We start from the raw sequence: 25,819 nt of genomic DNA, 5'->3' as shown, positions 1-25,819 counted from the left end.
CTTGCCGATTGGTTCTATATAGGTTCTATTGTGTGCCCATGGATAGAACCAGTCTGATAGCGGAACTGAACAGCCGCGGCCTGCGTGACGAGGCACTGACCGGGCCGCTTTACAAGCGGCTGGCGCAGACGCTGACTGGCCTCATTCAGGAAGGGCTACTGAAGCCCGGCACGGCGCTGCCGGGCGAGCGCGACCTTGCCGAGGCTCTGAAGCTCGGCCGTGTCACCGTGCGCACCGCCTATCGCGATCTGATGGCATCCGGTGCACTGGAATCGCGCCATGGAAGCGGTACTTTCGTATCGAGCAGGGTGGAGCGCATGGAACAGTCGCTGTGGCGGCTTTCCTCCTTCTCCGCCGACATGCGCTCGCGCGGGCGTCTGCCGGCCGCACGGATATTGTCGCGGGCGGTCAATACGCCGTCGCCGGAGGAATCCTTCCTGCTCGGCCTCGGCGGTGACGAGCCGGTGCTGAGACTCGACCGCTTGCGCCTTGCCGATGGCCTGCCGCTGGCGATCGAACGCGCCGTGGTGCCGATCAAGTTCCTGGGGCACGATGCCGGCGGCGAGGGATCGCTTTACGATGCGTTGACGGCCAGCGGTCACAGGCCCGTCCGCGCGCTGCAGCGGCTGACGGCGGTCACGCTCGACCCGTCCTCCGCGGCGATCCTGAACGTCAAATCAGGCGCGCCGGCGCTTCTGATCGAACGTGTCTCGCGCCTGGAAGACCAGCGCGTCGTCGAATACACCCGCTCGCATTATCGCGGCGACGCCTATGATTTCGTTGCCGAATTGAGAATCGGAGATGACCTATGAATGACAACCAGTCACTGATGCTGCAGGAAGCCGGCCAATCGCCCGAGGTGGTGGCCATGCTGCTCGAAAAGGAAAAACCGGTCTTTGCCGAGATCGCCCGGCTGTTTTCGTCCGCCCGCCCGAGCGTGGTGACGACGGCGGCGCGCGGCTCCTCGGACCACGCTGCCACTTTTTTCAAATATCTCTTCGAGATCACCTGCGGCGTTCCGGTCGCCTCGGTCGGCCCGTCGATCGCTTCCGTCTATGGTGCGGCGCTGCATCTGAAGGGCGGTGTCCATTTCACCGTCTCGCAGTCGGGTGCCAGCCCCGACATCGTCGCGCTGCAGGATGCGGCGAAGAAGGGCGGAGCGACGACGATCGCCGTCGTCAACGTCACCGACAGCCCACTTGCGAAGCAGGCCGATATTGTTCTCGGTCTCAATGCCGGCGCGGAAAAGAGTGTCGCGGCGACAAAATCCTTCATCGCCTCGGTTGCAGCCCTTTCCGGGGTAACGGCTGCGATCGGCAGTGCGTCCGATTTGGCGGCTGCGCTCGGCAAGCTGCCGGAGGCACTGTCGGCGACCGCCGGGATCGACACGGCGGCAGCCGAGGAGGTGCTCTTCAACGCGACCTCGCTTTATACGGCCGGCCGCGGCCCGGCTTTCGCGATCGCGCTCGAAGCGGCGTTGAAGGCCAAGGAAACCTCCGGCCTGCATGCCGAGGCCTTCTCGCTGGCGGAACTGATGCATGGTCCGATGCGTCTGGTGCAGCCGGGCTTCCCGATCGTCGCCTTTGCGCCCGACGATGCGGCCTTCGCCAACAATGTCCAAGCGCTGGAACGCCTGCAGAAACTCGGCGCCACCACCGTCGGCTTCTCGACGCAGCCGCTCTCCGGTGTCCATCTGCGCGCGCCGACGACGGGCAACGGCCTCGTCGATCCGCTGGTGTCGCTGCTCGTCTATTACCGGCTGATCGAGTCGGTGACGCGCCGCAAAGGCTTTGATCCCGACAAGCCGGCAAACCTGCTCAAGGTGACGGAGACGGTCTGATGGTCCGCAAGATCTTCCTCGGCGCCCGCATCTTCGACGGCGAGCACTTCCATGACGACAAAGCCCTCATCGTTGCCGGCGGCCGCGTCGAAGCGATCGTCGCGAGAAACGATCTGCCGGACGGCGAAGTGGTGACGCTTGCCGGTGGTGTTCTGTCGGCCGGCTTCATCGATGCGCAGGTCAATGGCGGCGCCGGGCGGATGCTGAACGACGAGCCTTCCGCCGCCTCGATGGACATTATCGCCGGCGGGCACCGGCCCTATGGTACGACGTCGCTGCTGCCAACGCTGATCACCGATACATCAGAGGCCTCCATTGCCGCGATCGAGGCGGCCAAGGAGGCAGTGAAAATGAACCGCGGCGTCGCCGGTCTGCATCTCGAAGGTCCGCACTTGGCGCCTGCGAGGAAGGGCGCGCATCTGGCCGAACTGATGCGGCCGGTGGAGGACCGCGACGTCAAGGCTTTCATCCGGGCGCGCGAGGCGATCGGCACGCTGCTGGTCACCATGGCCGCCGAGCAGGTGACGGTTGCCCAGGTGCGCGAACTTGCGGAAGCCGGCGTCACCGTCAGCATCGGCCATTCCGATTGTTCGAGCGAGGCGGCGGAAGACCGTTTCGATGCCGGCGCGCGGGGCGTCACGCATCTCTTCAACGCCATGAGCCAGCTGGGACACCGTGCGCCCGGTCTTGTCGGCGCGGCAATCGATCATCCCTCAACCTGGTGCGGCATCATCGCCGATGGCCATCACGTAGATCCGAAGGCCTTGCGCACAGCGCTCCGCGCCAAACGCGGCGAAGGCAAGCTGTTCTTCGTCACCGACGCGATGTCGCTCGTCGGGTCGGAGAAGGATTCGTTCACGCTGAACGGGCGCACCGTCCGGCGTGAAAGGGGCGGCTTTTGCTCGAAGCTGGTGCTGTCCGACGGCACGCTGGCCGGTTCCGATGTCGACATGATCTCGACGATCCGTTACGGCGTCACCTATCTCGACCTGACGCTCGCCGAGGCCTTGCGCATGGCGACCCTTTATCCCGCGCGGTTTCTCAGGCTTGCCGATCGCGGCCATCTCTCGCCGGGCGCGCGTGCCGATCTCGTGCATCTCACCGATGCGCTTGCCGTCACCGCCACCTGGCTCAGCGGCGAAGCGGCCTAAAATCAAGGAGAAGTGGGATGACCGACATTACCGATGCCTATTTCTCCAACCTCATCGGCCGGCTGGAGGAACTGAAGCAGACGCTTGCCCAGCCGATGGCGCAGGCAGCAGCCGTCATCCTCGATGCTGCCCGAGGCGACAAGCGTGTCTATGTCTTCGGCACCGGCCATTCGCATATGCTGGCGGAAGAGGTGCACTATCGTGCCGGCGGGCTCGCCTTCACCGTGCCGGTGCTCGTCGGCTCGGCCATGTTGCATGAGGGCGCGGTCATCAGTTCGGTTTATGAGCGCACGCAAGGCCTGGTGCGGCCGATGCTGGAGCGTTACGGGATGCAGCCGGGCGATGTCATCATCATCGCCTCCAATTCGGGCGTGAACGCCGCGCCGATCGAGGCCGCCGACTATGCGCGCGAAATCGGCGCAAAGGTGATTGCCATCACGTCGATCGCCTATTCCTCAGCGATCGCCAATGGCCGCCGGCGGCTTGCCGACGTGGCCGATGTGGTGCTCGACAACGGGCTGCCGCCGGGTGACGCCGTTGTCGATCTCGAAGGCACGGGGCTCCGGGTTGGGCCAGTCTCGACGGCCGTCGGGGTGACCGTCATCAATGCGATCTTCGCCGAAGTCGCCTCGGAGCTTTCGAAATCGGGCGATGCGCCAATTTATCTCAGCGCCAACATGCCGGGTGCCGCCGAGATCAACCAGAAGCTCGTCAAGAAATACCGTCCGCGCAACCCGCATCTCTAGAGCACGATGCCGAATAGTGTGGCGGCGGATACAAAAAAGGCCGGCGCGAGCCGGCCTCTTCGATAGGCTGAAACTAGGATCAGTCCTTGGCGCGTTCGACGTAGGAATTGTCTTCCGTGGCGATGACGACGCGGGTGCCGGCATTGATGTGCGGCGGCACCATGGCGCGCACGCCGTTCGACAAAATCGCCGGCTTGTAGGAGGACGATGCCGTCTGGCCCTTGACGACCGGTTCCGTCTCCATGATTTCGAGCGTGACGTGGCGCGGCAGTTGGAGCGCCAGCGCAATACCTTCATGCATCGAGAGGATGCAGGACATGCCTTCCTGCAGATAAGCCTTGTCGTCACCCATTGTGGCGACATCGACGACGACCTGATCGTAGCTCGCCGGGTTCATGAAGTGGAAGCCTTCGCCGTCTTCATAGAGAAACTGGAAGGAGACGTCTTCGACGAAGGCGCGCTCGACCTGTTCGGTGGTGCGCCAACGCTCGGAAACCTTCACGCCGTCGACGATGCGGCGCATGTCGACCTGGGTGACCGGCGTGCCCTTGCCCGGATGAAAGTTCTGGGCGGTGAGAACGACGTAGAGCTTGCCGTCGACATCGAGAACGTTGCCCTTGCGGACCGAAGAGGCGATGACCTTGACCATAAGACTTCCTTGTAACTCGGCTTTCGGCGTCGTAGATGACTGTCGAGACGCCCCGAAGACGCAAATGTTTTTCTTTGGGGCGCAACTAACCTAAAATCCGGGAAATAGCCACCCCCCAATACCGGCTTCTCCGGCCAAGAAAGCTTGGAATGAACTCTTCGGCGAAAGCGTCCCCCTGGTGGACCCCGTCCGTGCATGCCGACCGCCGTCCGTTCCTGATCGGACGCAATGCGATCCAGGCGGCGTTGCGCGGGTTTTTCGCGCGCGAGGATTTCATCGAGGTGGATACGGCGGTGCTGCAGGTCTCTCCCGGCAATGAGGCGCATCTGCATGCCTTCGCCACGGAAGCACTGACGACGGATGGGCAAAAGGCGCCGTTCTACCTGCACACCTCGCCGGAATTTGCCTGCAAGAAGCTGCTTACGGCGGGCGAGGAGCGCATCTCGTGTTTCGCCCATGTCTATCGCAACCGCGAGCGCGGGCCGCTGCATCATCCTGAGTTCACCATGCTCGAATGGTATCGGGCCGGCGAAAGCTACGAGAGTCTGATGATGGATTGCGTGCGGATCCTGGCGCTGGCGGCGGAAACGGTGAAGACCGGGAAGCTTGCCTATCGCGGCGGCGAGAGCGATCCCTTCGCCGGGCCGGAGCGGATCAGCGTTGCCGAAGCGTTCGAGCGTCATGCCGGCATCGATCTTCTCGCCTCGGTCGCCGCCGACGGTTCGACTGACCGCGACCATCTGGCGGCCGAGACGAAGCGCGTCGGCATGCGTGTTGCCGATGACGACGGCTGGGCCGATCTCTTCAGCCGGGTGCTGGTCGAAAAGATCGAGCCGCATCTCGGTTTCGGCCGCATCACCATTCTCGACGAATATCCGGTCTCGGAGGCGGCCCTTGCCCGTCCCTCGGCACGCGACGCGAGGGTTGCCGAGCGTTTCGAGCTCTATGCCTGCGGCGTCGAGCTTGCGAACGGCTTCGGCGAACTCACCAATGCTGCCGAACAGCGGCGACGGTTCGAGATCGAGATGGCCGAGAAGGCGCGGGTCTACGGCGAGACCTATCCTATCGACGAGGATTTCCTCGCCGCGCTATCGCTGATGCCCGAGGCAAGCGGTATCGCGCTCGGCTTCGACCGGCTGGTGATGCTGGCGACGGGAGCATCACACATCGACCAGGTGCTTTGGGCGCCGGTGGCGGAGTACGGACGATGAATGTCGTCAAACCGATCAAGAGCGTCGACGATCTTGTGAAAGCAGGGCTGGTCGCGCCTGCCGATCGCGTAGCGCTCGAGGAGGTGGCGGCGCGTTACGCGGTTGCGCTGACGCCTGCGATCAGCAAGCTCATCGATCGAGCCGACCCCGATGATCCGATCGCTCGGCAATTCGTGCCCGATGCGGCCGAACTCACGATCGCCCCGGAAGAACGCGCCGATCCGATCGGCGATCATGCCCACAGCCCCGTCGAAGGCATCGTTCACCGCTATCCCGATCGTGTCTTGCTCAAGGCCGTGCATGTCTGCCCGGTCTATTGCCGCTTCTGCTTCCGGCGCGAAATGGTGGGGCCGCAGGGCCTCGGCACGCTCGATGCGGCGGCGATGCGGGCAGCTTTCGATTATATCCGCGGTCACGAGGAGATCTGGGAGGTCATCCTCACCGGCGGCGATCCGCTGGTGCTTTCTCCGCGCCGGCTCGGCGAGATCATGGAGGCGCTTGCCGGGATCGCGCATGTGAAGATCATCAGGTTCCACACGCGTGTTCCGGTCGTCGACCCCGAGAAGATCGATGCGGCGCTGATTGGCGCGCTGAAGGCGAGCGGCAAGACGGTCTATGTCGCGCTGCATGCCAACCATGTCCGCGAACTGACGCCGGAAGCGCGGGCCGCTTGCGCCCGTCTCGTTGATGCCGGCATCGCCATGGTCAGCCAGTCGGTGCTGCTTAAGGGTGTCAATGACGATCCCGACGTGCTGGCGAAGCTGATGAAGGCCTTCGTCGAAATCCGCGTCAAACCCTATTATCTGCATCATCCGGATCTGGCGCCCGGCACCAGTCATTTCAGAGTGACGATCGAGGAGGGGCAGGAGATCGTCGAGGCGCTGCGCGGGCGGATTTCCGGTCTCTGCCAGCCGGCCTACATCCTCGATATCCCCGGCGGTCACGGCAAGGCCGTCATCAGTGGAAGCGCGATGCGGGCGACAGGCGACGGATGTTATTCCGTCACCGATTATCGTGGCGGCGAGCATTCCTATCCGCCGGCCGATTGAGACAAACGCGGCGTTTGCGTGTCATTTCTGTACTCTCCACGCCAGAAACCAGACTGTGTCGCAGTATCGAAATTATCTTAAGTCATTGATATAATGTGGTTGTTTACGACAATCCGGGAATGATCGCTAAAATCGTAACTATGAGCATCAGTCATATTTAACTCAATAAATTAGCGGAATGTTCTGTTTTCCGCACTAAAAGAACGCTCATGACAAGGCGATGAACGCCGGTTCGGGATCATGAGAATCTTGGAGTGATGGGATGAATAAGGCAATCCGCGACCTCGTAGCCAAATTCGGCAAGCTTCCTGGGTCGATCGACCAGGTCGCCGACGACGCCGATCTTTATGCGGCAGGTTTGACGTCCTTTGCTTCTGTGCAGTTAATGCTTGGCATCGAAGAGGCCTTCGACATCGAATTTCCCGACAATCTCCTCAACCGCAAATCCTTCGCGAGCATCTCGGCCATCGCCAGGACCGTCGATCTCATCCGGGACAGCCGGAAGGTCGCCTGATGAATTTCCCCGTCAAGATCATGCAGGACGGTCTTGTTGCAAGGGTGGCCCGCGTTGCTGAAATCGCGGCGAAACACGCCGATGCCGTCGACGCCGAAGCCCGTTTCCCCAGGGAAGCCGTGGACGCGATGAAGGCCGAAAGGCTGCTCGGCATCCAGGTGCCGCGCCATTTCGGCGGCGAATCCGCCTCGATCACCGAGATCGCCGAATTGTGCTCGATGCTCGGCCAGGCCTGCGCCGCGAGCGCCATGGTCTTCGCCATGCACCATATCAAGCTGTCGAGCCTCGTTGAACACGGCGCCGACAGCGAATGGCATCGCAGCTTCATGCGCCGCATCGCCGCCGAACAGCTGCTGATCGCATCCGCCACCACCGAAGGCGGTATCGGCGGAAATCTGCGCAACAGCATCTGCGCGGTCGAGGTCGATGGCGACACGTGCCGCCTCGAAAAGGATGCGACTGTCATTTCCTATGGCTCGCACGCCGACGCCATCCTTATCACCTCGCGTGCCCACGCGCAGGCGGCTTCCTCCGATCAGGTGCTGACGGCCTTCCTCAAGGACCAGTACACGCTCGAGAAAACGCATGTCTGGAATACGCTCGGCATGCGCGGCACTTGCTCCGACGGCTTCCTGTTCAAGGGCGAAGCGCCGGCTTGCCAGATCCTGCCGAAGCCTTTCGCGGAGATCGCGGCGCAATCCATGCTTGCCTCCTCGCACCTCTTATGGAGCGGCGTCTGGTACGGCATCGCCGTCGACGCCGTTGTGCGCGCCCAGGCTTTCGTGCGTGCTGCCGCCCGCAAGGCGCCGGATGCCCAGCCGCCGGGCGCGCTGCGCCTCGCCGAGGTTTCGAACCTGCTGCAGATGGTGAAATCCAACGTGGTTGCCGGCCTCAAGGCCTATGAGGATGCCAAGGCCGATGCCGACAGGCTGTCTTCGATGGGATTTGCGGTGGCGATGAACAACGTCAAGATCGCCTCGTCCGAGATGATCCTGGAAATCGTCAACCATGCCATGCTGATCTGCGGCATCATGGGCTACAAGAACGGCACGCCCTTCAGCCTCGGACGCCATCTGCGCGACGCGCATTCCGCACAGCTCATGATTTCGAATGACCGCATCCTCGGCAACACGTCGAGCATGCTTCTTGTCCATAAGCAGGACACTAGCCTACTGGGGTGACAGTCATGGATATGCAGACCTCGTTTCTGGACCGGCTTTTCGAATCCGGTCTGCTGATCGATACCGGCATCGACGGGCTCTACGGCCGCAGCGGCCAGTTCGAAGACGTGATCGCTGCCTTCGAGCGCCTGATCGACACGTTCGGCGGCGCCGATGGTGCCGAAGCCATGCGCTTTCCGCCCGGCATGAACCGCGCTTTCTTCGAGAAGAGCGGCTACATGAAGAGCTTTCCGCAGCTCGCCGGCACGGTGCACAGCTTCTGCGGCAGCGAGCTCGATCATGTCAGCCTGCTGCAATGCATGGAAGTCGGCGAAGACTGGACCAAGGGGCAGGAGGCGACCGACATCGTGCTGACGCCGGCTGCCTGCTATCCGCTTTATCCGACGATCGCCAAGCGCGGCAACCTGCCGAAGACCGGCGGCCTCTTCGACCTGCAATCCTATTGCTTCCGCCATGAGCCGTCGAAAGATCCTGCCCGCCAGCAGCTGTTCCGCATGCGCGAATATGTGTGCATGGGCACAGAGCTGCACGTTACCGACTTCCGCCAGCGCTGGATGGATCGCGGCGTCGAGATGATGAAGGCCGTGGGCCTCGAGGTGACGATCGACGTTGCCAATGATCCGTTCTTCGGCCGCGCCGGCAAGATGCTCGCCAATAATCAGCGCGACCAGAACCTGAAGTTCGAGCTTCTGATCCCGATCACCTCGACTGCCAACCCGACCGCCTGCATGAGCTTCAACTACCATCAGGATGCCTTCGGCACGAAATGGGGTCTCAATCTCGAAGACGGCAGTGTCGCGCACACCGCCTGCGTCGGCTTCGGACTGGAGCGCATCGCCCTTGCCCTCTTCCATCATCACGGGCTCGATGTGAAGCAATGGCCGGCCAGCGTACGGAAAGCGCTGTGGGGCTGAGCAAATCGATGACGTCGTTATTTTCGGGGGTATTTTCGGGAATCGACCCGGAAACCTACCGGGCGCATGCGCTGCATTCCGGCGAGCGCGCCTGGCCGGAAACCAATTGTTATGTCGATCTCTGGATCGAGGTTCTGGCGACATCAGGCGTTGCGCCAGAGGCGATGCTGGGTTTTACCCTGACGCAGGATTTCGAGGGCGACCAGTTCACCTTCTTCAAGGTGCCGCTCGAGGATCTCGAAGCGCTCTACGGCATTCGTGCGACTGAGCTTGCCATCTACGACCGTGTCGAACGCCATGTCGAGGTTCAGATCGCGCGTGCCCGCCTTTGCCTGATCGAAATGGATTCTTTCTACATGCCGGATACGCGCGGCACCGCCTACCGGCAGGAGCACGGCAAGACGACGGTTGCGATCAACCGGCTGGATGTTGCGGCCAAGCGCGTCGATTATTTCCACAATGCCGGTTATTTCCGTCTCGAAGGCGAGGATTTCGACGGGCTGTTTCAGCTGCATCTGACGGAAAACGACGCGCCGTTTCTGCCCTATACGGAATTTGCACGATTCCCGGAAAGGCCGGCAGACGACGCGCATCTGCGCGCGACCGCGCGGCGACTTGCCGGTTTTCATTTTGCCCGGCGTCCCCGCGAAAACCCGATCCGCGCCTTTGCCAGCGTCTTTCCGCAACAGGTCGAAGCGGTGGCGGAACGGCCGTTCGGCTTCTTCCATAAATACGCCTTCAACACGCTTCGCCAGGTGGGCGCCAATTTCGAGCTGGCGGCCGATTACCTCGCCTGGCTTTCCCCTGGTGAATTCGCGGCTGCCGCCGAGCATGCCGGGCGTATTTCGGAGGTGGCGAAATCGGTGCAGTTCCAGCTTGCCCGCGCCGTCACCCGCAGGAAGTTCGAGCCGTTGCGGGCAGCACTTGATCCGGCCGCCGATGCATGGGATTCCATGATGGCGTCGCTTGCGGGGCGAATCTGAGGCCGGAGATCTGACCATGCGGGGGCGTTTGGCGAGCATCGGTGCCGAGGAAAGTCTACTTTCCGAAGGCTGGAACCTGATCCTGACGGAGCCGGGCGCCTGCGCCGTGCCGCACGACATCCCGCTCTCCGCACAATTCATTCCAGCACCCGTTCCCGGCACCGTCGCCGCCGCGCTCGAAAAAGCCGGGCTCTTCGACCGGGAAAATCCCGAGCCGCTGAACACGCGGGATGCCTGGTATCTCTGCCGGCTTTTCGATGCCGAGCCCGGCGACGCGATCCTGCGTTTCGCAGGGCTGGCAACGCTCTGCCATGTCTTCCTGAACGGCCAGGAAATCCTGTTTTCCGAGAGCATGTTCACGGCGCACGAGATTCCGGTGACGCTTTCGGGCGGCGACGAACTGGCGCTGTGCTTCCGGGCGCTTGGGCCCCGCCTGTCGGAGCCAGGCCCCCGCGCGCGCTGGCGGCCGCAGATGATCACGCCGGCGGGCTTGAAGAATTTCCGCACGACGCTGCTCGGCCATATGCCGGGCTGGTGCCCCGATATCCATGCCGTCGGGCCATGGCGGCCGATTTCGATGGTGCGGCGTCATCCCGTCTCGATCGACAATGTCTCCATCCGCGCCGTATTGGAGGAGAGTGGCGTCGGCCGTCTCAGCGTGTCCCTGCATAGCAATGCCGAGGATCCGGCGATGCTGCTGCGCTGCGGCGGGATGGAGCAGCCCTTCGAGAAGGTCGGCGACAGTCATTACTCGGCTATCCTCAAGCTTTCCGACATCGAGGCCTGGTGGCCGCATACGCATGGTGCTCCGCGTCTCTACGCGCTGACACTGGTTTCGGACGGGGTGGAATATCCGCTCGGCAGGACCGGCTTTCGACGTATCGACGTCGACCGTGGTGCCGATGGCGACGACTTCGCGCTTCTCGTCAACGGCGAACGCATCTTCTGCCGTGGTGCCGTGTGGACGACGGCCGATATCGTGCGATTGCCGGGCGGGCGGGCGGATTATGAGCCGTTCCTGCGGCTTGCCGCTGCAGGCGGCATGAACATGATCCGCATCGGCGGCACCATGGCCTACGAAACGCCTGATTTCTTCGCACTCTGCGACGAGCTCGGTCTGCTCGTCTGGCAGGACTTCATGTTCGCCAATTTTGATTATCCACGCAACGACAAGGCTTTTCTTGGTCACGTGCATGCGGAGGTCGAGGAATTCCTCCACGGCGTGCAGGCGTCGCCTTCGTTGGCCGTGCTCTGCGGCGGCAGCGAAGTCCACCAGCAGGCGGCAATGCTCGGCCTGCCGGCGGAATTCTGGAGCGGGCCGGTCACCGATGAAATCATCCCGGCGGTCGTCGCGCGCATGCGCCCCGATGTGCCCTATGTGCCGAACTCGCCCTATGGCGGAGCGATGCCCTTTTCGCCGAATGCCGGTATTGCCCATTATTACGGCGTCGGCGCCTATATGCGGCCAATTGCCGATGCGCGCCGCGCCGATGTGCGTTTTGCCTCCGAAAGCCTCGCCTTCGCGCATGTGCCGCAGCAAAGGACGCTGCAGCGTCATCTCGATGTGCCCGCCGTCCACAGTCCGCTGTGGAAGGCCCGCGTGCCCCGCGACCGCAGCGCATCGTGGGATTTCGAGGATGTTCGCGATTTCTACCTGCAGCTTCTCTACGGTTTCGATCCGGCTGAGCTGCGCCGCGAAGATCCGGAACGCTATCTCGATCTCTCCCGCGCCGTTACCGGCGAGGTGATCGAGGAGACTTTTGCCGAATGGCGGCGCAAGGGCTCCGCCTGCAACGGCGCACTCGTCTGGACGCTGCAGGACCTGTTGCCCGGTCCCGGCTGGGGAGTGATCGATTCCACCGGAGAGCCGAAGCCTGTCTGGTATGCGATGCGCCGTGCATTCCGGCCGGTGCAAGTGGTCTTCACCGACGAGGGAACGAACGGTCTCGACGTGCATGTCGTCAACGAGACGGATGCCGCGCTTGACATGGAGCTCGAGGTCGTCTGCCTGCGCGGCGGAAAACAGCAGGTCGTCAGCGGCAGCAGGGCCTTCAAGCTGGCGGCAAGAGACACGGAGCGTCTTGCCTGCACCGCGCTGTTCGGCGCCTTCTTCGATACGACCTATGCCTTCCGTTTCGGGCCGCCGGCGCATGATGCCAGTGTGGCGCGCCTGCGCTCGCTGGCAGACGGCGCCATTCTCGCCGAGAGCTTCCACTTCCCGTGCGGACGGGGGAAGGCGCTGCATGACGCAGGGATCGAAGCATCATTCACCAGAGACGGCGACGACTGGTTCGTCGATCTCAGGACCGACCGGCTGGCGCAATCGGTGCATATCGACGTCGAAGGCTATCGGGCCGACGACGACTGGTTCCACCTTGCCCCCGGCGCGATGCGGCGTGTGCAGCTCCACGCGCTGTCCGGCGTGGAAAGCGATATTCCGCCTGCGGGCGAGATCAGAAGTCTAGGCAGTTCGCATCGTGTCGCAATCGAGGGCTGACGCCCCTGCGAAGGATGATGCCGATCCATTGGGAAAGAGCGTGATTTGAGAACGATATACCGCTTTCTGCGCGCCCATGTTCTGCAGCGGCTGATCCCGCGGTCGCGTCTTGCCTTCAATCCGCGCAGGCCGGTGGAAATCGTCGGCTATCTCTCGATGGCGGTCGGCGTTGGCGAATCGGCAAGGCTCTGCGCCGGCGCATTGACGGAAGCTGGGCGGGCGATTTCGCTCTCCGACGTCAGCACGCATCCTGACGAGAATTCCTTCGCCGGATGGACACCGTCGCATCTCTCCACCGAACCTGCGGGGAGCCGGATCTGGCATCTCAATCCGCCGATGCTGCCGCGCGCCATCCTGAAGAAGGGCGTTGCGAATTTCACCCGCGCCTTCAACATCGGCTATTTCGCCTGGGAGCTCGAAGTCGTGCCGGCCGAGTGGCGCAATGCGATGCATTACATGAATGCCGTCTTCGTGCCGTCGGAATTCACCAGGCGGGCGATTGCACCCCTCACTGCGGCACCGGTCATCGTCGTTCCGCATCCCGTCACCGAGAAGCCGGCGACCGAAGGCATGCGCCAGAAATTCGGCATCGAGGAAGACGCGTTTCTCGTCAGCTTCATCTTCAGCGCCGGGTCCTCGATCAACCGGAAGAATCCGCAGGCCGTCATCGAGGCCTTCAGGATATTTGCCGCCGAATGCCCCAGCGCCTTCCTGTTGATGAAGGCCAGCGGCAATATCGACAAGGATGAAGGCCTGCGAGAACTGATCGGCTCGGTCGCTGGCGACAGCCAGATCAGGATCGTCACCGACAGGCTGTCGGACTCCGAGATCAACGGCCTGATCCGCTGTTCCGACGCCTATCTTTCGCTGCATCGTTCCGAGGGTTTCGGACTGACGGTGGCCGAGGCGATCATGCAGCGTACGCCGGTCGTTTCCACGGCCTGGTCGGGCACGGTGGATTTCTGCGATCCCGACAATAGCTGGCTGGTTGCCTCTCCCCTCATTCCGGTGGTCGATACCCATCCCGAATTTGCCGGGCTCGAAGGCGCGGTCTGGGCCGATCCCTCACCCGAGGCAGCAGCCGGGCATCTGAAGGATATCTTCCTCGCGCCTGAGCGAGCGCGCGAGAAGGCCGAGAAGGCGCGGGAGTTCCTGCTGCGCTACCTCGCCGAGAACAGCTATGACAAGGCGCTCAAGGCGCTGGAGGCGATGCAGACCGCCTAAGGTGACGTCGTCACTCCGCTTTATTTTAACATTTTCGCATTAGAGATGGCAGGTATGCGGCGGTAGGCCGATCCTGACGGATGGACAGATGTCGAAGGGTATTATCGCAAACTCGGTGATGAACGGGGCGGCAGGCATGCTGCTGCTTCTGACGGGCTTCGTTTCCTCGATCATAACCGCACGGTTGCTCGGGCCGGAAGCCAACGGCATCGTCGCCTTTTCGCTCTGGCTGGTGGTGACCGGCGCCTCGATCGCCGAACTCGGCTCCAGCATCACGCTGCTGAAGACATTGCCGCAACTTTCGGCGGAAGGCTTCGACGCGCGCCGCCGGCGAGGTTTTGCCGCCATCCTCGTCAGCTTCATGATGTTCTCGACCGTCGTGCTGCTGGCGCTCTACGCGCTGTTCTTCCTGACCTCCGAAAAGATGCACTGGGCCGACACGGCGCCATCCGTCGCTCTGGTCACGGGCGTGCTGTTCTTCGTCCAAGCGATCGGTTCCTTCGTCAAATTCTACCTGATCGGCGAAAAGAAGCTGGGCGCCTTCTTTAAGCTGACGGTCGCCGTCTCGATCGTGCAGCTTGCCGGCGTTGCCGTCGGCGCCGTTTTCTACGGCGTCGAAGGCGTACTCGTCGGCTATGCGCTCGGCCAGCTGGTGCTGTTTTTCGCCACGCTGCCGATCCTTCTGGCGCGGCGCGACTGGTGCGGGGTCTCGCTGAAATATCTCGCCTCCTCCTCCGTCATCCTGTCGATCCAGTTCATCATCGATTCCATTTTCCTCAACCGGCTCGAGCTGCTCTTCCTGCAGCAGTTCTGGTCGGTGGAGATGGTCGGCTATTATGCCGTCGGCCTGTCGATCGCCAATATCGCGCTGCAACTGCCGATCCAGATGACCGGCAGCCTGCTGCCCTATTATTCCGAGCGACGGCACAGCAGCGACGATTCGACATTGCCGGTCGAGGTCTTTACCGCCGTTACCCGCAGCATGGCCTATATCGTGCTGCCGATGAGCCTCGGGCTTGCCGCGATCTCTAGCGAACTGGTGCTCGTGGTGTTCGGCGAAGCGTTCCGCCGCAGCGGGACGGTGGTGGCGCTGCTTGCGCTTGTTGCTCCCGCCTATACCTTCATGCAGATCCTCAGCCTCTACCTGCTGTCGATGGACAGGGCCCGCTCCCGCCTGAACATCAGTGTGATAGGTGGCCTACTGATGGTAGCGGGTTGTTTACTGATCGTACCTAGGCTTGCGGCCGAGGGTGCCGCACTCGTGCGCATCCTCGTATTCGTAGCGATGTCGGTGATGATGATCAGACAGACAGGATTCGGATCCCAGCTTTCGGGTCTCTACGCAAGCTTGACGAAGGTGACGCTCGCCTCCGTGCTGTGTGCTTGCGGAGCGATTTCCGTGCTGGAATTCGTCCATGGTCCGGCCGGATTGGTCGGCGCGATCATCGCCGGCGCATTCGCCTATTTTGCAGCACTCCGGGTGCTGCGCGCCGTGCCAGGCGAGGATGTCGAAGTCATGCGCTCCATTCTCGAGAAGATGCCATCCCTGCTGCGGCGACCGGTCGGCCAGGCGATCAATTTCATCGCGCCACGGCTTCCCGGCGATCCCGATCGCGCCAAGGTCGCGCCCGGCGAATTCTCGCTGGAACCGGCCGAGGGCGCGGGACGCAGCGCCGCCCTGCCTGTGGTGTTCGAGGGCACGATCGGGCTGTTCATGCCTGAAAATCCTCTCGCCAAGAAACGTTCGGCCGCCGTGCTTTTCGTCAGCCCCTGGGGCTTCGAGGAGATGTGCAGCCGCAAATTCTTCCGCGTCGCGGCCGAGCACTTCTCGGATATCGGCGTGCCGAGCCTGCGCTTCGACTATCGTGGCACGGGCGATGCGCTTAATTTCGACGCACTGCCGGCGAGGCTGGAAACCTGGGAAGATTCGATCCGCGCGGCCGCCGACAAGTTGAAGTCGCTGAGCGGCTGCGACCGTATCATCCTCATCGCACAGGGCCTCGGCGCGACGCTTGCCCATCGCGTCGGTTCCTCGATCGAAGGCGTCGACAGCCTCGTCATGCTGGCGCCGGTACTGAGCGGCCGGGCCTATCTGCGCGAACTCAACATGTGGTCCAAGATCATCGATGCCGATCTCGGCCTCGGCAAGGAGCATGTCCAGACCACCAAGGTGCAGATCGCCGGGCTCGTCATGCCCGAGGAAATCGCTGCCGAGCTCGGCAAGCTCAACATCGCCTCGCCGCAGGGGCTCGCGACCTCCCGCTATCTGATCCTCGAACGCCCTGCCAAGGCCGACGATACCGGCTTTGCCGATGCGCTGAAGGCGCTTGGCGCCGATGTCGAGCAGACGGCCTTCGAAGGCTATGACGAGCTCGCCACCAATCCGCTGTTTGCCAAGACGCCGATGGCTGTCGTCGGGCTGCTGACGACATGGCTGGAGACAACGACGACGCAGACATCCGCCGCCCATTCGCCGGCGGCGATCGACAACCCGCTGCTTGCCGGCGATGATTTTGCGGAAACGCCGGTCCGTTTCGGAAGCCACAATCATCTCGTCGGCGTCGTCAGCCGGCCGCTCGGCGAGATCAAGGGTAACGCCGTGCTCTTCCTGTCGACAGCCTATGACCGGCATGCCGGCTGGGGACGGACGACGGTAGACATGGCGCGCGAGCTCGCCCGCCAAGGCGTCGTTTCGCTGCGCTTTGATTCCGCCAATGTCGGCGACAGCCCGCCGCGGCCGGATGCGCCGGAACAGGTGCTTTATTCGGATACCCAGACCGGGGACGCGGTCGCCGCGCTCGACCTGCTCGAAAGCGTCGTCGCCGGCCCCGTCATGGTCGCCGGCCGATGCAGCGGCGGCTATGTCGCCTTCCGCGCCGGCGTTGCCGACGAGCGCTTGAAGGCTGTCGTGTCGATCAATCCGTTCGTCTATTACTGGGATCCTGACATGCCGGTGCGCAGGGAGCATGTCGTCTCCGTTCCCCGCAGCCTCGATGATTACAGCCAGCGCCTGGCGCGGCTCGACACGCTGAAGCGGCTGCTGCGCGGCCAGGTGGATGTCGTCTCGGCGTTGCAGAACATCGTCATCGCCGCCGGCCGCCGGCTGTCGCCGTGGATCGCGCCGGTGCTCGAGCTGCTTCCCGACCGGCGCCATATCGCCCGCGAGGTCCGGCACTCCTTCGCGCTGTTCGGCAAGCGCAAGGTGCCGCTGACGCTGATCTACAGCGAGGGCGATGTCGGGCTCGACCATGTCTACTTCCACTTCGGGCCGCGCGGCGCCAGGCTTGCCCGCTATCCGAACGTGCGCCTGCTGATGCTGCCGGATGCCGACCACAATCTGACGCCGCCGCAATCGCGCAAATTCGTGCTCGACGAGATCATTCGTCTCGCCAGAGCATGACCGGATTTCAGCTAAAGCATGTTGCGCAAAAGTGGGCAGCGGTTTTGCGCCGAAGACATGCGGCAAACAAAGACCTGAATTCCGGCAAGCGAATCTGAAAGATCGCGGCGCGCTTTAGGCGGGATCAGCTGCTTTCCGCGGCAACGACATCAAGCGATCTGTAGAGATCGATATAACGTCCGGCGACGATATCCCAGGAATAGCCGCGGGCGGCGTCGAGAAGCTCGGTGCGAACGGTCTCCGGCTGGCGCGAAAGGCCTTCATAGGCCGCTTCGATCGCCGTGGCGGCGCTCTCAGGATTGGTGAAATCGGCAAGCATGATTGCGGGATGCCGGGCGGCAAGGGTCGCAAAGGCATCGTTGGCGTTCAGCACCGGCAGGAGGCCGGCGCTCATCGCCTCCAGCGCCACCAGGCCGAAACCTTCATATTCCGAGGCGGAGGCGAAGAGCGAGGCTTCTGCGATGATGCGCCGGATGGTGTCGTTCTCGGGCGACACATGCAAGGTGACGCGGCCGGAAAGATGACGGCTTTCGATTGCGCCTTCGACATCCGCCCGGTTCAGGTCGGATTCGGCGCCGACAATGTCGAGATGCCATTCCGGGTCGCGGGTCTTCAGCTTGGCCATCGCATCGAGCAGGTGATCCAGCCGTTTGTTTACCGAAAACCGGCCGATCGTGACGATGCGGCGCTTTGCCCGACGCGAAGCGGTGTCGGCGAATTTGCCGATATCAGCGCCATTTTCGATCAGAAGGCTGTCGGGCACGATCTCGGAAAACTGCTTGAGGTCGGAGGCGCTGCAGCAGACGACGCGGCGGTAAGCCATCGCCGAAGCGCGGGTCAGCGTCCGGAACCAGATCTTCTTGATCGTCGCGTATTTCCGCGTGTGGAAGAAGCCGCCATGAGTGGTGACGATCATCGGCTTGCCGTGCAGCAGCCGGCCCCAGGCGAGCGCATCGAAGAAGAAGTCGATGGCATGGACATGGACGAGATCGGCATCGGCGAGATGGCGGAAAACCTCAGGCGCCAGCGGATAACGGCTGGTGCCGAACCAGGGAATGCGCACCACCTCGATACCGTCGATACCTTCGCGAGGCGGCAGCTTATCCTCTGGGGCGGTGAAGAGCGAATCCAGCGTGACGACGCGCACGCGATAACCGCGGCGTACCGTCTGGCGGGCGAGATTGGCGACCACGTCTTCGAGGCCGCCGCGGTTGGGCAGGAACTGGCGCACGACATGGACGATCAGCGGGGCTGTTTCCAACTGCGGCTTCGCGCGCGCCCAATCTGCCTCGACGATCGACATTTTCCACCTATCGCTGCACGTGCCGGCCTGCGCTGACGCGGGCCCGTGATAGCAACGACCAGACATGCCCGGCGTTAAGGCGCGGTTTAGGCGACGTCCTGCCAAGGCGATTCTTCGCGAAAAAGGTTAACCGTGTCTGACGGGGATTCAGAGCGTTTCCGTTTTTCTCGAATCACGGAAACGCTCTATCTCTTTTGTTTCACGCAATTCCGGACGCAAAACCGCTGCGCACTTTTGCTGGAATTGCTCTAGAACGCCTTGAAGGTTAGCGTCGTCAGCGAGCGGATGATGCCGGGAATATTGGCGATGTTGTCGTTGATGAATTTGCCGATATCCTGGCCTTCCTCGATATAGACCTTCAGCAGCAGATCGTAGTCGCCGCTGGTCGAATAGAGCTCCGAGACCAGTTCGGTCTGGTAGATGGCGTCGGCGACATCATAGGTCTTGCCGGGTGCGCATTGGAGCTGGACGAAGATCGGCTTCATGGAGATTTCCTGCAAAGTTGTTTGGATCGCATAATGGTCGAAAGCGCCATGCCGATGCAAGCCGTTCGTCACGCAGTCAGATTGGCGGCCGCTTCGGCGACGATCCAGTCGCGAAAGGCGGCAAGTGGCGCATAATCGGCACGCTCGGGCGGAAAGGCGAGATAATAGCGCTCGCGGCTCTCCATTTCACGGTCGACAGCGGCGACGAGATCGCCGCGCCTGATCTCCTCCTGCATCAGGAATGTCGGCAGCAGGGCGACGCCGAGGCCGGCGATCGCCGCCTGCGCGGCGGTGGCGAACTGATCGAAGAGCATGCCGTGCACATTTTCGAAGGAAACGCCGTTGCCGGCGAACCATTGCTCCCAGGCGTCAGGGCGCGTCGTCAGGTGCAAAAGCGGAGCAGCGAGCAGATCCTCTGGCGCTTTGATCGCATATCGCTTCAGAAAATCCGGACTGCAGGCCGGCACCGTGCGCTCCGACATCAGAAGCGCGAGTTCGGCGCCCGGCCAGTGCGGGTGGCCGAAATGGATGGCGGCGTCGATCGAATCGAGGCGAAAGTCGAAAGGCGAAAGCCGGGTCACCAGATTGATGGTCACGCCGGGATTGGCGACGAGAAAGCGTCCCAGGCGCGGCGCCAGCCAGCGCGTGCCGAAGGTCGGCAGGATGGCGAGATTGAGCGTGCCGCCATGCGGATTGGCGCGCAGGTTCAGCGAGGCGCTCGATATCCGCCGCAGCGCTTCGCGAATCTCGCGGGCATATCCGTCACCGGCAAGCGTCAGCCGCATGGTCTGGCGTTCGCGCAGGAAGAGCTCGACGCCAAGCTGCTCCTCCAGCGCGCTGACCTGGCGGCTGACGGCGCTCTGCGTCAGATCGAGTTCGCGCGCCGCTGCCGTCACGCTGCCGGTGCGGGCAACCGCCTCGAAGGCGGCGAGATGCGAGATCGATGGCAGAAAACGTCTAGACGTCAGCATGGTCATTCCGTTTCAGAATGGGCTATTTCCGAAATAGCGATATTTGCCGCTTTCTGGCGCGTGTAAAGAGGTTCATCCTGCAAAAACGGAATGAGCCGGAGTTTCCCAATGCCGCAAGCCTTCGTTTCCCCAGACCGCATCCGATCACTGTTTACCGAGTCGATGTCGCAGATGTACCGGGCGGAGGTGCCGCAATACGGCACGCTGATCGAACTGGTGGCGGATGTGAATGCCGGCTGCCTCGAAAACGATCCTGACCTGCGCGATCGCCTGGCCCGCGCCGGCGAGCTGGAGCGCATCGATGTCGAGCGTCACGGCGCTATAAGGCTCGGTACGGCCGACGAGCTTTTCACCATCCGCCGGCTGTTTGCGGTCATGGGCATGCAGCCGGTCGGCTACTACGATCTTTCGGTCGCCGGCGTGCCGGTTCATTCCACCAGCTTCCGGCCGATCGACGAGGCAGCACTCAACGTCAATCCATTCCGCGTCTTCACCTCGCTGCTGCGACTGGAACTGATCGAGGACGAAGGGCTGCGCGGCGAAGCCGAAGCCATTCTGGCGAAACGGCGGATCTACACGCCGCGCGCCGTCGCGCTGATCGAGCGCCACGAGCAGAACCGCGGCCTGACCGAGGCGGAAGCGACGGAATTCGTCGCCGAGGCGTTGGAAACCTTCCGCTGGCATGGCGAAGCGACAGTCAGCGCCGACACCTACAAGCGCCTGCACGACGCCCATCGGCTGATCGCCGACGTCGTCAGCTTCAAGGGACCGCACATCAACCATCTGACGCCGCGCACGCTCGATATCGACGCCGTCCAGGCCCGCATGCCGGAACGCGGCATCACGCCGAAGGCTGTCATCGAAGGGCCGCCGCGCCGTCATTGCGATATCCTGCTGCGACAGACGAGCTTCAAGGCGCTGGAAGAAACGATCGCCTTTTCCGATGATGACGGTGCGATTCAAGGGACACATACCGCCCGCTTCGGGGAGATCGAACAGCGCGGCGTGGCGTTGACGGCGAAGGGCCGGGTGCTCTACGACCAACTGCTCGCCTCGGTTCGCGGCGAGGTGCAGGTGGGCGCCGGCGGCGCCAAGGCCGGCGCCTACGATCACGAACTCGCTGCGCGTTTCAAGGCACTGCCGGATAGTTGGGACGAGCTGCGCAGGGCGGGTCTGGCCTTCTTCCGCTATTCCGCGACGCCTGCGGGCATTGTCGCCGCGGCCGGCAGCACGCTGCCCGGCGATCCGGAGGCGCTGATCGCCAAGGGTTATCTCGCCTTCACCCCGATCGTCTACGAAGACTTCCTGCCCGTCAGCGCGGCCGGCATCTTCCAGTCGAACCTCGGTACTGACCAGCAGCAGAACTATGCGACCCGCTCGAACCGTGACGCCTTCGAGGCAGCACTCGGTGCTACCGTTCAGGACGAGCTGGCGCTTTACGCCGAACGCCAGGCCGCATCGCTGGATTCGGCGCTGGCCGCGCTCGGCCTTGCGGGCCTGCCGTTGAAGACCGTTGCGTGAAATGGCAGGTTCAACACTTTCTTTTTTGCATTAGAGTATCCGCGATTTCGCTCTGATCGGACTGAGCCATGCTGAATGATCCGCGCTCCCACGGCCTCTGGGAAAAGACAGCGCCCGAAGCGCCGACGACCTCGCCTCTCGACGGCGCGGTATCGGCCGACGTCGTCATCGTCGGCGGCGGTTACACCGGCCTCTCTTCCGCCCTGCATCTTGCCGAAGCCGGGTCGAAGGTGGTGTTGCTGGAGGCGAAGGAGATCGGCTTCGGCGGTGCCGGGCGCAATGTCGGGCTGATCAATGCCGGCATGTGGGTGATGCCGAACGATCTGCCCGGCGTGCTCGGCCCGGTGCATGGCGAACGTCTGCTCGATCTGCTCGGCAATGCGCCGAAGCTGGTCATGGAGCTGATCGACAAACATCAGATTGCCTGCGAACTCGAACGGAACGGCACGCTGCATTGCGCGGTCGGCGCGGGCGGTCTGAAGGAGATCGAGGATCGCGCGGCGCAATGGTCTGCCCGCGGCGCAGCCGTGACGCTGCTCGACGCGGCGGAGACGGCAAAACGCATCGGCAGCGATGCCTATTCGGGTTCGCTGCTCGACAAACGCGCCGGCACGCTGCAGCCGCTTGCCTATGCGCGCGGCCTTGCCCATGCCGCCGTCAAGGCCGGCGTCGCCATTCACACATCCAGCCCGGTCATCGCGACGGAGCGCAATGGCAGCCGCTGGACCGTGAAGACGGCAAGCGGCGAGGTCAGCGCGGAGTGGATCATCGTTGCAACGGATGCCTACAGCACCGGCCCGTGGGAACAGGTGCGCAGCGAACAGGTGCATCTGCCCTATTTCAATTTCGCCACCGTGCCGCTGGGCCACAATCTGCGCCAGTCGATCCTGCCTGGGCGGGAAGGCGCATGGGATACCAAGGAAATCCTCTCCTCCTTCCGCATGGACCAGGCCGGCCGTCTCGTTTTCGGCAGTGTCGGGGCGCTGCGCAATACCGGACTGGCCGTACACAAGGGCTGGGCCAAACGCGCATTGAAGCGGCTCTTCCCTGTAATCGGCGACGTCGAATTCGAGTGTGAATGGTATGGCCAGATCGGCATGACCGACAATGCGCTGCCGCGCTTCCACAAGTTCGCACCTGGTGTCGTCGGCTTTTCGGGCTACAATGGCCGCGGCATTGCCCCCGGTACGGTCTTCGGCCGTACGCTGGCGGAGCATATCCTCGGCCGGCTTCCGGAAGCCGATCTGCCGTTGCCGCTGACTTCGCCCACCGAGCCAAGCTTCCGTGCACTCAAGGAAATATGGTACGAAGCCGGCGCTCAGGTCGCCCATTTCGCCGATGCCCGCTTCTGAGAAGCGATGCACGCTTCTGAGAATAATAAGATTGGAAACACGACAATGACCATCGCCGTCCTCGATCTCGCCACCGAAACCGCCAAGCTGCTTGCCGAACTCGGCGTCGATGCCGGCCGCTATCACGGCGGCACGCTTGCCGTCACCTCGCCGGTCACCGGCAAGGAAATCGGCAAACTCAGGGAACATTCCGTTTCCGAGACGAAGGCGGCGATCGAAGCGGCGCATCAGGCCTTCCTCGAATGGCGTGCCGTGCCGGCGCCGAAGCGCGGCGAACTGGTCCGCCTGCTGGGCGAGGAACTGCGCGCCTCCAAGGCGGCGCTCGGCCGTCTCGTTTCGATCGAGGTTGGCAAGATCACTTCGGAAGGTCTGGGCGAAGTGCAGGAGATGATCGACATCTGCGATTTCGCGGTCGGCCTTTCCCGTCAGCTTTACGGCCTGACGATCGCCACTGAGCGATCCGAGCACCGGATGATGGAAAGCTGGCATCCGCTCGGCGTGATCGGCATCATCTCCGCCTTCAACTTCCCTGTTGCCGTCTGGTCGTGGAATGCCGCACTTGCGATGGTCTGCGGCAATTCCACCGTCTGGAAGCCCTCGGAAAAGACGCCGTTGACGGCGCTTGCCGTGCAGGCGCTGTTCGAAAAGGCGCTGAAGCGTTTCGTCGCCGAGGGCGGTAGCGCACCGGCCAATCTGTCGACGCTGATCATCGGCGGCCGCGAGGTCGGCGAAGTGCTGGTCGATCATCCGAAGATCCCGCTGGTTTCCGCCACCGGCTCGACGGCCATGGGCCGCGCCGTCGGTCCGCGCCTGTCGCAGCGTTTTGCCCGCGCCATTTTCGAACTCGGCGGCAACAATGCGGCGATCGTCTGCCCGTCGGCCGATCTCGACCTGACGCTGCGCGGCGTTGCCTTCTCCGCCATGGGTACGGCCGGCCAGCGCTGCACGACGCTGCGCCGTCTCTTCGTCCACGAGAGCGTCTACGATCAGCTGGTGCCTAGACTGCAGAAGGCCTACGGCTCCGTCACCATCGGCAATCCGCTCGAAACCGGCACGCTTGTAGGACCGTTGATCGACGGCCAGGCTTTTAAAAACATGCAGGCAGCGCTTGGCGAGGCGAAGTCGGCCGGCGGCACGGTGACCGGAGGCGACCGCGTCGAAAGCGGTTCGACCGAGGCTTTCTACGTTCGCCCGGCGCTCGTGGAAATGCCTGATCAGACCGGACCGGTGGAGCACGAGACCTTCGCGCCGATCCTCTATGTGATGAAATACAGCGATTTCGACGAGGTGCTGGCGCTGCACAATGCCGTGCCGCAGGGGCTGTCGTCGTCGATCTTCACCAACGACATGCGCGAGGCCGAAACCTTCGTCTCCGCCCGCGGTTCGGATTGCGGCATCGCCAACGTCAACCTCGGGCCATCGGGCGCCGAGATCGGCGGCGCCTTTGGCGGCGAGAAGGAGACCGGCGGCGGCCGTGAATCCGGCTCGGATGCCTGGAAGGCCTATATGCGCCGCTCCACCAACACGATCAATTACGGCAGGACGCTGCCGCTGGCGCAGGGCGTCAAGTTTGACGTCGAATAAGCTGGCGGCAAAAGGCTGCAAAAGAGAGGCGGCGCTCGGGAAGCGCCGCCTTTTTTGCCAAATCGAGATTTATTCCCCTGTAATATGAAATATTTAGTCAAGATATTGTGATGGCTTTTCCGACCAAGCCAAACTTGAAATCGGCAGTCAGGAAAAATATACGCCTCTCATCGCCCTTGGAGAGCTCGGGTGACATCGTCACGGAGGCCATCATGAAAATTGCTCTTAACCGTTTTTCGCTCGCGCTTGCCGCTTCGCTTCTCTCCGCCACCGCGCTCGCAGGCAGCGCCCAAGCGCAGGACGAAGGTCTCGTCGTTTACAATGCCCAGCACGAAAGCCTCGGCCGCGAATGGATCGACGCCTTCTCCAAGGAGACCGGCATCAAGGTCACCATGCGCCAGGGCAGCGACATGCAGTTCGCCAACCAGATCATCCAGGAAGGCGACGCCTCCCCGGCGGATGTCTTCCTGACCGAAAATTCGCCGGCAATGACGCTGGTCGATGGCGCGGGCCTCTTCGCCCCCATCGAAAAGGAAACGCTGGATCAGGTTCCGGATCAGTATCGCCCGGCTGACGGCATGTGGACCGGCATTGCCGCCCGTACCACCGTTTTTGCCTATGACAAGACCAAGCTCACCGAAGACAAGCTGCCGAAGTCGATGCTCGATCTGGCAGATCCCGCCTGGAAGGGCCGCTGGGGTGCAGCACCTGCCGGTGCAGACTTCCAGGCCATCGTCGCTGCCCTGCTGCAGCTCAAGGGCGAAGATGCCACCAAGGCATGGCTGAAGGGCCTGAAAGACAATGCCACGCCCTACAAGGGCAACAGCGTCGCGATGAAGGCCGTCAATTCAGGCGAAGTCGAAGGCGCTGTTATCTATCACTATTATTGGTTCGGCGATCAGGCCAAAACAGGCGAGAACAGCAAGAATGTTGGTCTGCACTACTTCAAGAACCAGGATCCGGGCGCTTTCGTCAGCGTTTCGGGTGGCGGCATCCTGAAGTCCACGCAGCACATGAAGGAAGCCCAGGCTTTCCTGAAGTTCCTGACAAGCAAGGCCGGCCAGGCAGTCCTCAAGGACGGCGATTCCTATGAATATGCCATCGGCAAGGATGCGCCCTCCAACGACAAGCTCACTCCGCTTGCCGATCTCAATGCCCCGAAGGTCGAAGCTTCGACCCTCGACAGCAAGAAAGTCGTGGAGCTGATGACGGCTGCCGGCCTGATCTAAAGCGTGGCGCGCCAC

21 protein-coding genes are annotated in these 25,819 nt (G+C 62.7%); 17 read left to right on the top strand and 4 right to left on the bottom strand.

Features of this window, described 5'->3' with window-relative positions:
• Nucleotides 1-38: 38 nt before the first annotated feature.
• From AC244Q_RS21470 to AC244Q_RS21455, 4 genes are read left to right on the top strand one after another with little or no spacing between them, the layout of a single operon-like run.
• Nucleotides 39-812 (top strand): GntR family transcriptional regulator, encoded by a 774-nt coding sequence (locus AC244Q_RS21470; protein ID WP_003543751.1) that lies wholly within the window; start codon nucleotides 39-41, stop codon nucleotides 810-812.
• On the top strand, nucleotides 809-1,840 hold the full coding sequence (locus AC244Q_RS21465) for an SIS domain-containing protein (protein ID WP_012759423.1): 1,032 nt from the start codon (nucleotides 809-811) through the stop codon (nucleotides 1,838-1,840). The genes AC244Q_RS21470 and AC244Q_RS21465 overlap by 4 nt, the downstream gene beginning before the upstream one ends.
• On the top strand, nucleotides 1,840-2,991 hold the full coding sequence (nagA, locus tag AC244Q_RS21460; RefSeq protein ID WP_012759422.1) for an N-acetylglucosamine-6-phosphate deacetylase: 1,152 nt from the start codon (nucleotides 1,840-1,842) through the stop codon (nucleotides 2,989-2,991). Before AC244Q_RS21465 ends, nagA begins: the two co-directional genes overlap by 1 nt.
• A 17-nt stretch (nucleotides 2,992-3,008) precedes the next feature.
• A complete protein-coding gene (locus AC244Q_RS21455) occupies nucleotides 3,009-3,737 on the top strand; it encodes an SIS domain-containing protein (RefSeq protein WP_012759421.1) in 729 nt (242 codons plus the stop codon).
• Nucleotides 3,738-3,816: 79 nt separating this feature from the next.
• Here the strand turns inward: AC244Q_RS21455 and efp are convergent, their stop codons facing one another.
• Nucleotides 3,817-4,386, bottom strand: coding sequence for an elongation factor P (gene efp, locus AC244Q_RS21450; RefSeq protein ID WP_012759420.1), 570 nt, complete (start codon nucleotides 4,384-4,386; stop codon nucleotides 3,817-3,819).
• Nucleotides 4,387-4,535: 149 nt separating this feature from the next.
• On the opposite strand from efp, the gene epmA reads away from it, so the two are divergent.
• From epmA to AC244Q_RS21405, 9 genes are all read left to right on the top strand, one after another.
• A complete protein-coding gene (epmA, locus tag AC244Q_RS21445; protein ID WP_113546729.1) occupies nucleotides 4,536-5,597 on the top strand; it encodes an EF-P lysine aminoacylase EpmA in 1,062 nt (353 codons plus the stop codon).
• The gene (locus tag AC244Q_RS21440; protein ID WP_012759418.1) at nucleotides 5,594-6,646 is read left to right on the top strand and encodes a lysine-2,3-aminomutase-like protein; all 1,053 of its coding nucleotides are present in this window, start codon (nucleotides 5,594-5,596) and stop codon (nucleotides 6,644-6,646) included. The genes epmA and AC244Q_RS21440 overlap by 4 nt, the downstream gene beginning before the upstream one ends.
• A 262-nt stretch (nucleotides 6,647-6,908) precedes the next feature.
• Entirely contained in the window at nucleotides 6,909-7,160 is a 252-nt protein-coding gene (locus tag AC244Q_RS21435; RefSeq protein ID WP_012759417.1) for an acyl carrier protein, read from the top strand.
• On the top strand, nucleotides 7,160-8,341 hold the full coding sequence (locus AC244Q_RS21430; protein ID WP_012759416.1) for an acyl-CoA dehydrogenase family protein: 1,182 nt from the start codon (nucleotides 7,160-7,162) through the stop codon (nucleotides 8,339-8,341). The genes AC244Q_RS21435 and AC244Q_RS21430 overlap by 1 nt, the downstream gene beginning before the upstream one ends.
• Before the next feature lie 5 nt (nucleotides 8,342-8,346).
• Nucleotides 8,347-9,255 (top strand): amino acid--[acyl-carrier-protein] ligase, encoded by a 909-nt coding sequence (locus tag AC244Q_RS21425; RefSeq protein WP_026157505.1) that lies wholly within the window; start codon nucleotides 8,347-8,349, stop codon nucleotides 9,253-9,255.
• Nucleotides 9,246-10,238, top strand: coding sequence for a DUF1839 family protein (locus AC244Q_RS21420; RefSeq protein ID WP_206641105.1), 993 nt, complete (start codon nucleotides 9,246-9,248; stop codon nucleotides 10,236-10,238). The genes AC244Q_RS21425 and AC244Q_RS21420 overlap by 10 nt, the downstream gene beginning before the upstream one ends.
• A 16-nt stretch (nucleotides 10,239-10,254) precedes the next feature.
• On the top strand, nucleotides 10,255-12,735 hold the full coding sequence (locus tag AC244Q_RS21415) for a glycoside hydrolase family 2 protein (protein WP_113546730.1): 2,481 nt from the start codon (nucleotides 10,255-10,257) through the stop codon (nucleotides 12,733-12,735).
• A gap of 45 nt (nucleotides 12,736-12,780) precedes the next feature.
• Entirely contained in the window at nucleotides 12,781-13,959 is a 1,179-nt protein-coding gene (locus tag AC244Q_RS21410) for a glycosyltransferase family 4 protein (RefSeq protein ID WP_113546731.1), read from the top strand.
• Between the two features lie 88 nt (nucleotides 13,960-14,047).
• Nucleotides 14,048-17,359 (top strand): oligosaccharide flippase family protein, encoded by a 3,312-nt coding sequence (locus tag AC244Q_RS21405; RefSeq protein ID WP_128407298.1) that lies wholly within the window; start codon nucleotides 14,048-14,050, stop codon nucleotides 17,357-17,359.
• Nucleotides 17,360-17,483: 124 nt separating this feature from the next.
• Here AC244Q_RS21405 and AC244Q_RS21400 read toward each other — a convergent pair whose 3' ends face one another.
• The 3 genes from AC244Q_RS21400 to AC244Q_RS21390 all read right to left on the bottom strand — a co-directional run bounded on the left by AC244Q_RS21400 (nucleotide 17,484) and on the right by AC244Q_RS21390 (nucleotide 20,124).
• Nucleotides 17,484-18,662, bottom strand: coding sequence for a glycosyltransferase family 4 protein (locus AC244Q_RS21400; RefSeq protein ID WP_017995478.1), 1,179 nt, complete (start codon nucleotides 18,660-18,662; stop codon nucleotides 17,484-17,486).
• A gap of 248 nt (nucleotides 18,663-18,910) precedes the next feature.
• The gene (locus AC244Q_RS21395; RefSeq protein WP_012759409.1) at nucleotides 18,911-19,147 is read right to left on the bottom strand and encodes an Lrp/AsnC ligand binding domain-containing protein; all 237 of its coding nucleotides are present in this window, start codon (nucleotides 19,145-19,147) and stop codon (nucleotides 18,911-18,913) included.
• Between the two features lie 68 nt (nucleotides 19,148-19,215).
• Entirely contained in the window at nucleotides 19,216-20,124 is a 909-nt protein-coding gene (locus tag AC244Q_RS21390; protein ID WP_017995476.1) for a LysR family transcriptional regulator, read from the bottom strand.
• An 84-nt stretch (nucleotides 20,125-20,208) separates the two neighbouring features.
• On the opposite strand from AC244Q_RS21390, the gene hglS reads away from it, so the two are divergent.
• The 4 genes from hglS to AC244Q_RS21370 all read left to right on the top strand — a co-directional run bounded on the left by hglS (nucleotide 20,209) and on the right by AC244Q_RS21370 (nucleotide 25,804).
• Nucleotides 20,209-21,639 carry a 2-oxoadipate dioxygenase/decarboxylase HglS gene (hglS, locus tag AC244Q_RS21385; protein ID WP_113546732.1) on the top strand — a complete coding sequence of 477 codons (1,431 nt, stop codon included), beginning with the start codon at nucleotides 20,209-20,211 and terminating at the stop codon, nucleotides 21,637-21,639.
• Between the two features lie 68 nt (nucleotides 21,640-21,707).
• Entirely contained in the window at nucleotides 21,708-22,991 is a 1,284-nt protein-coding gene (locus AC244Q_RS21380) for an NAD(P)/FAD-dependent oxidoreductase (RefSeq protein ID WP_012759406.1), read from the top strand.
• Between the two features lie 45 nt (nucleotides 22,992-23,036).
• Nucleotides 23,037-24,575 carry an L-piperidine-6-carboxylate dehydrogenase gene (gene amaB / locus AC244Q_RS21375; RefSeq protein WP_128407297.1) on the top strand — a complete coding sequence of 513 codons (1,539 nt, stop codon included), beginning with the start codon at nucleotides 23,037-23,039 and terminating at the stop codon, nucleotides 24,573-24,575.
• Nucleotides 24,576-24,787: 212 nt separating this feature from the next.
• Complete coding sequence (locus AC244Q_RS21370; protein WP_026157504.1) at nucleotides 24,788-25,804, top strand: iron ABC transporter substrate-binding protein; 1,017 nt, start codon at nucleotides 24,788-24,790, stop codon at nucleotides 25,802-25,804.
• The last annotated feature ends 15 nt before the right edge of the window (nucleotides 25,805-25,819 follow it).

The sequence above is a fragment of the Rhizobium sp. CB2179 genome, from assembly GCF_057653455.1.
The sequence above is the reverse complement of the archived record's forward strand: the minus strand, read 5'-3'. Positions and strand labels throughout refer to the sequence as shown.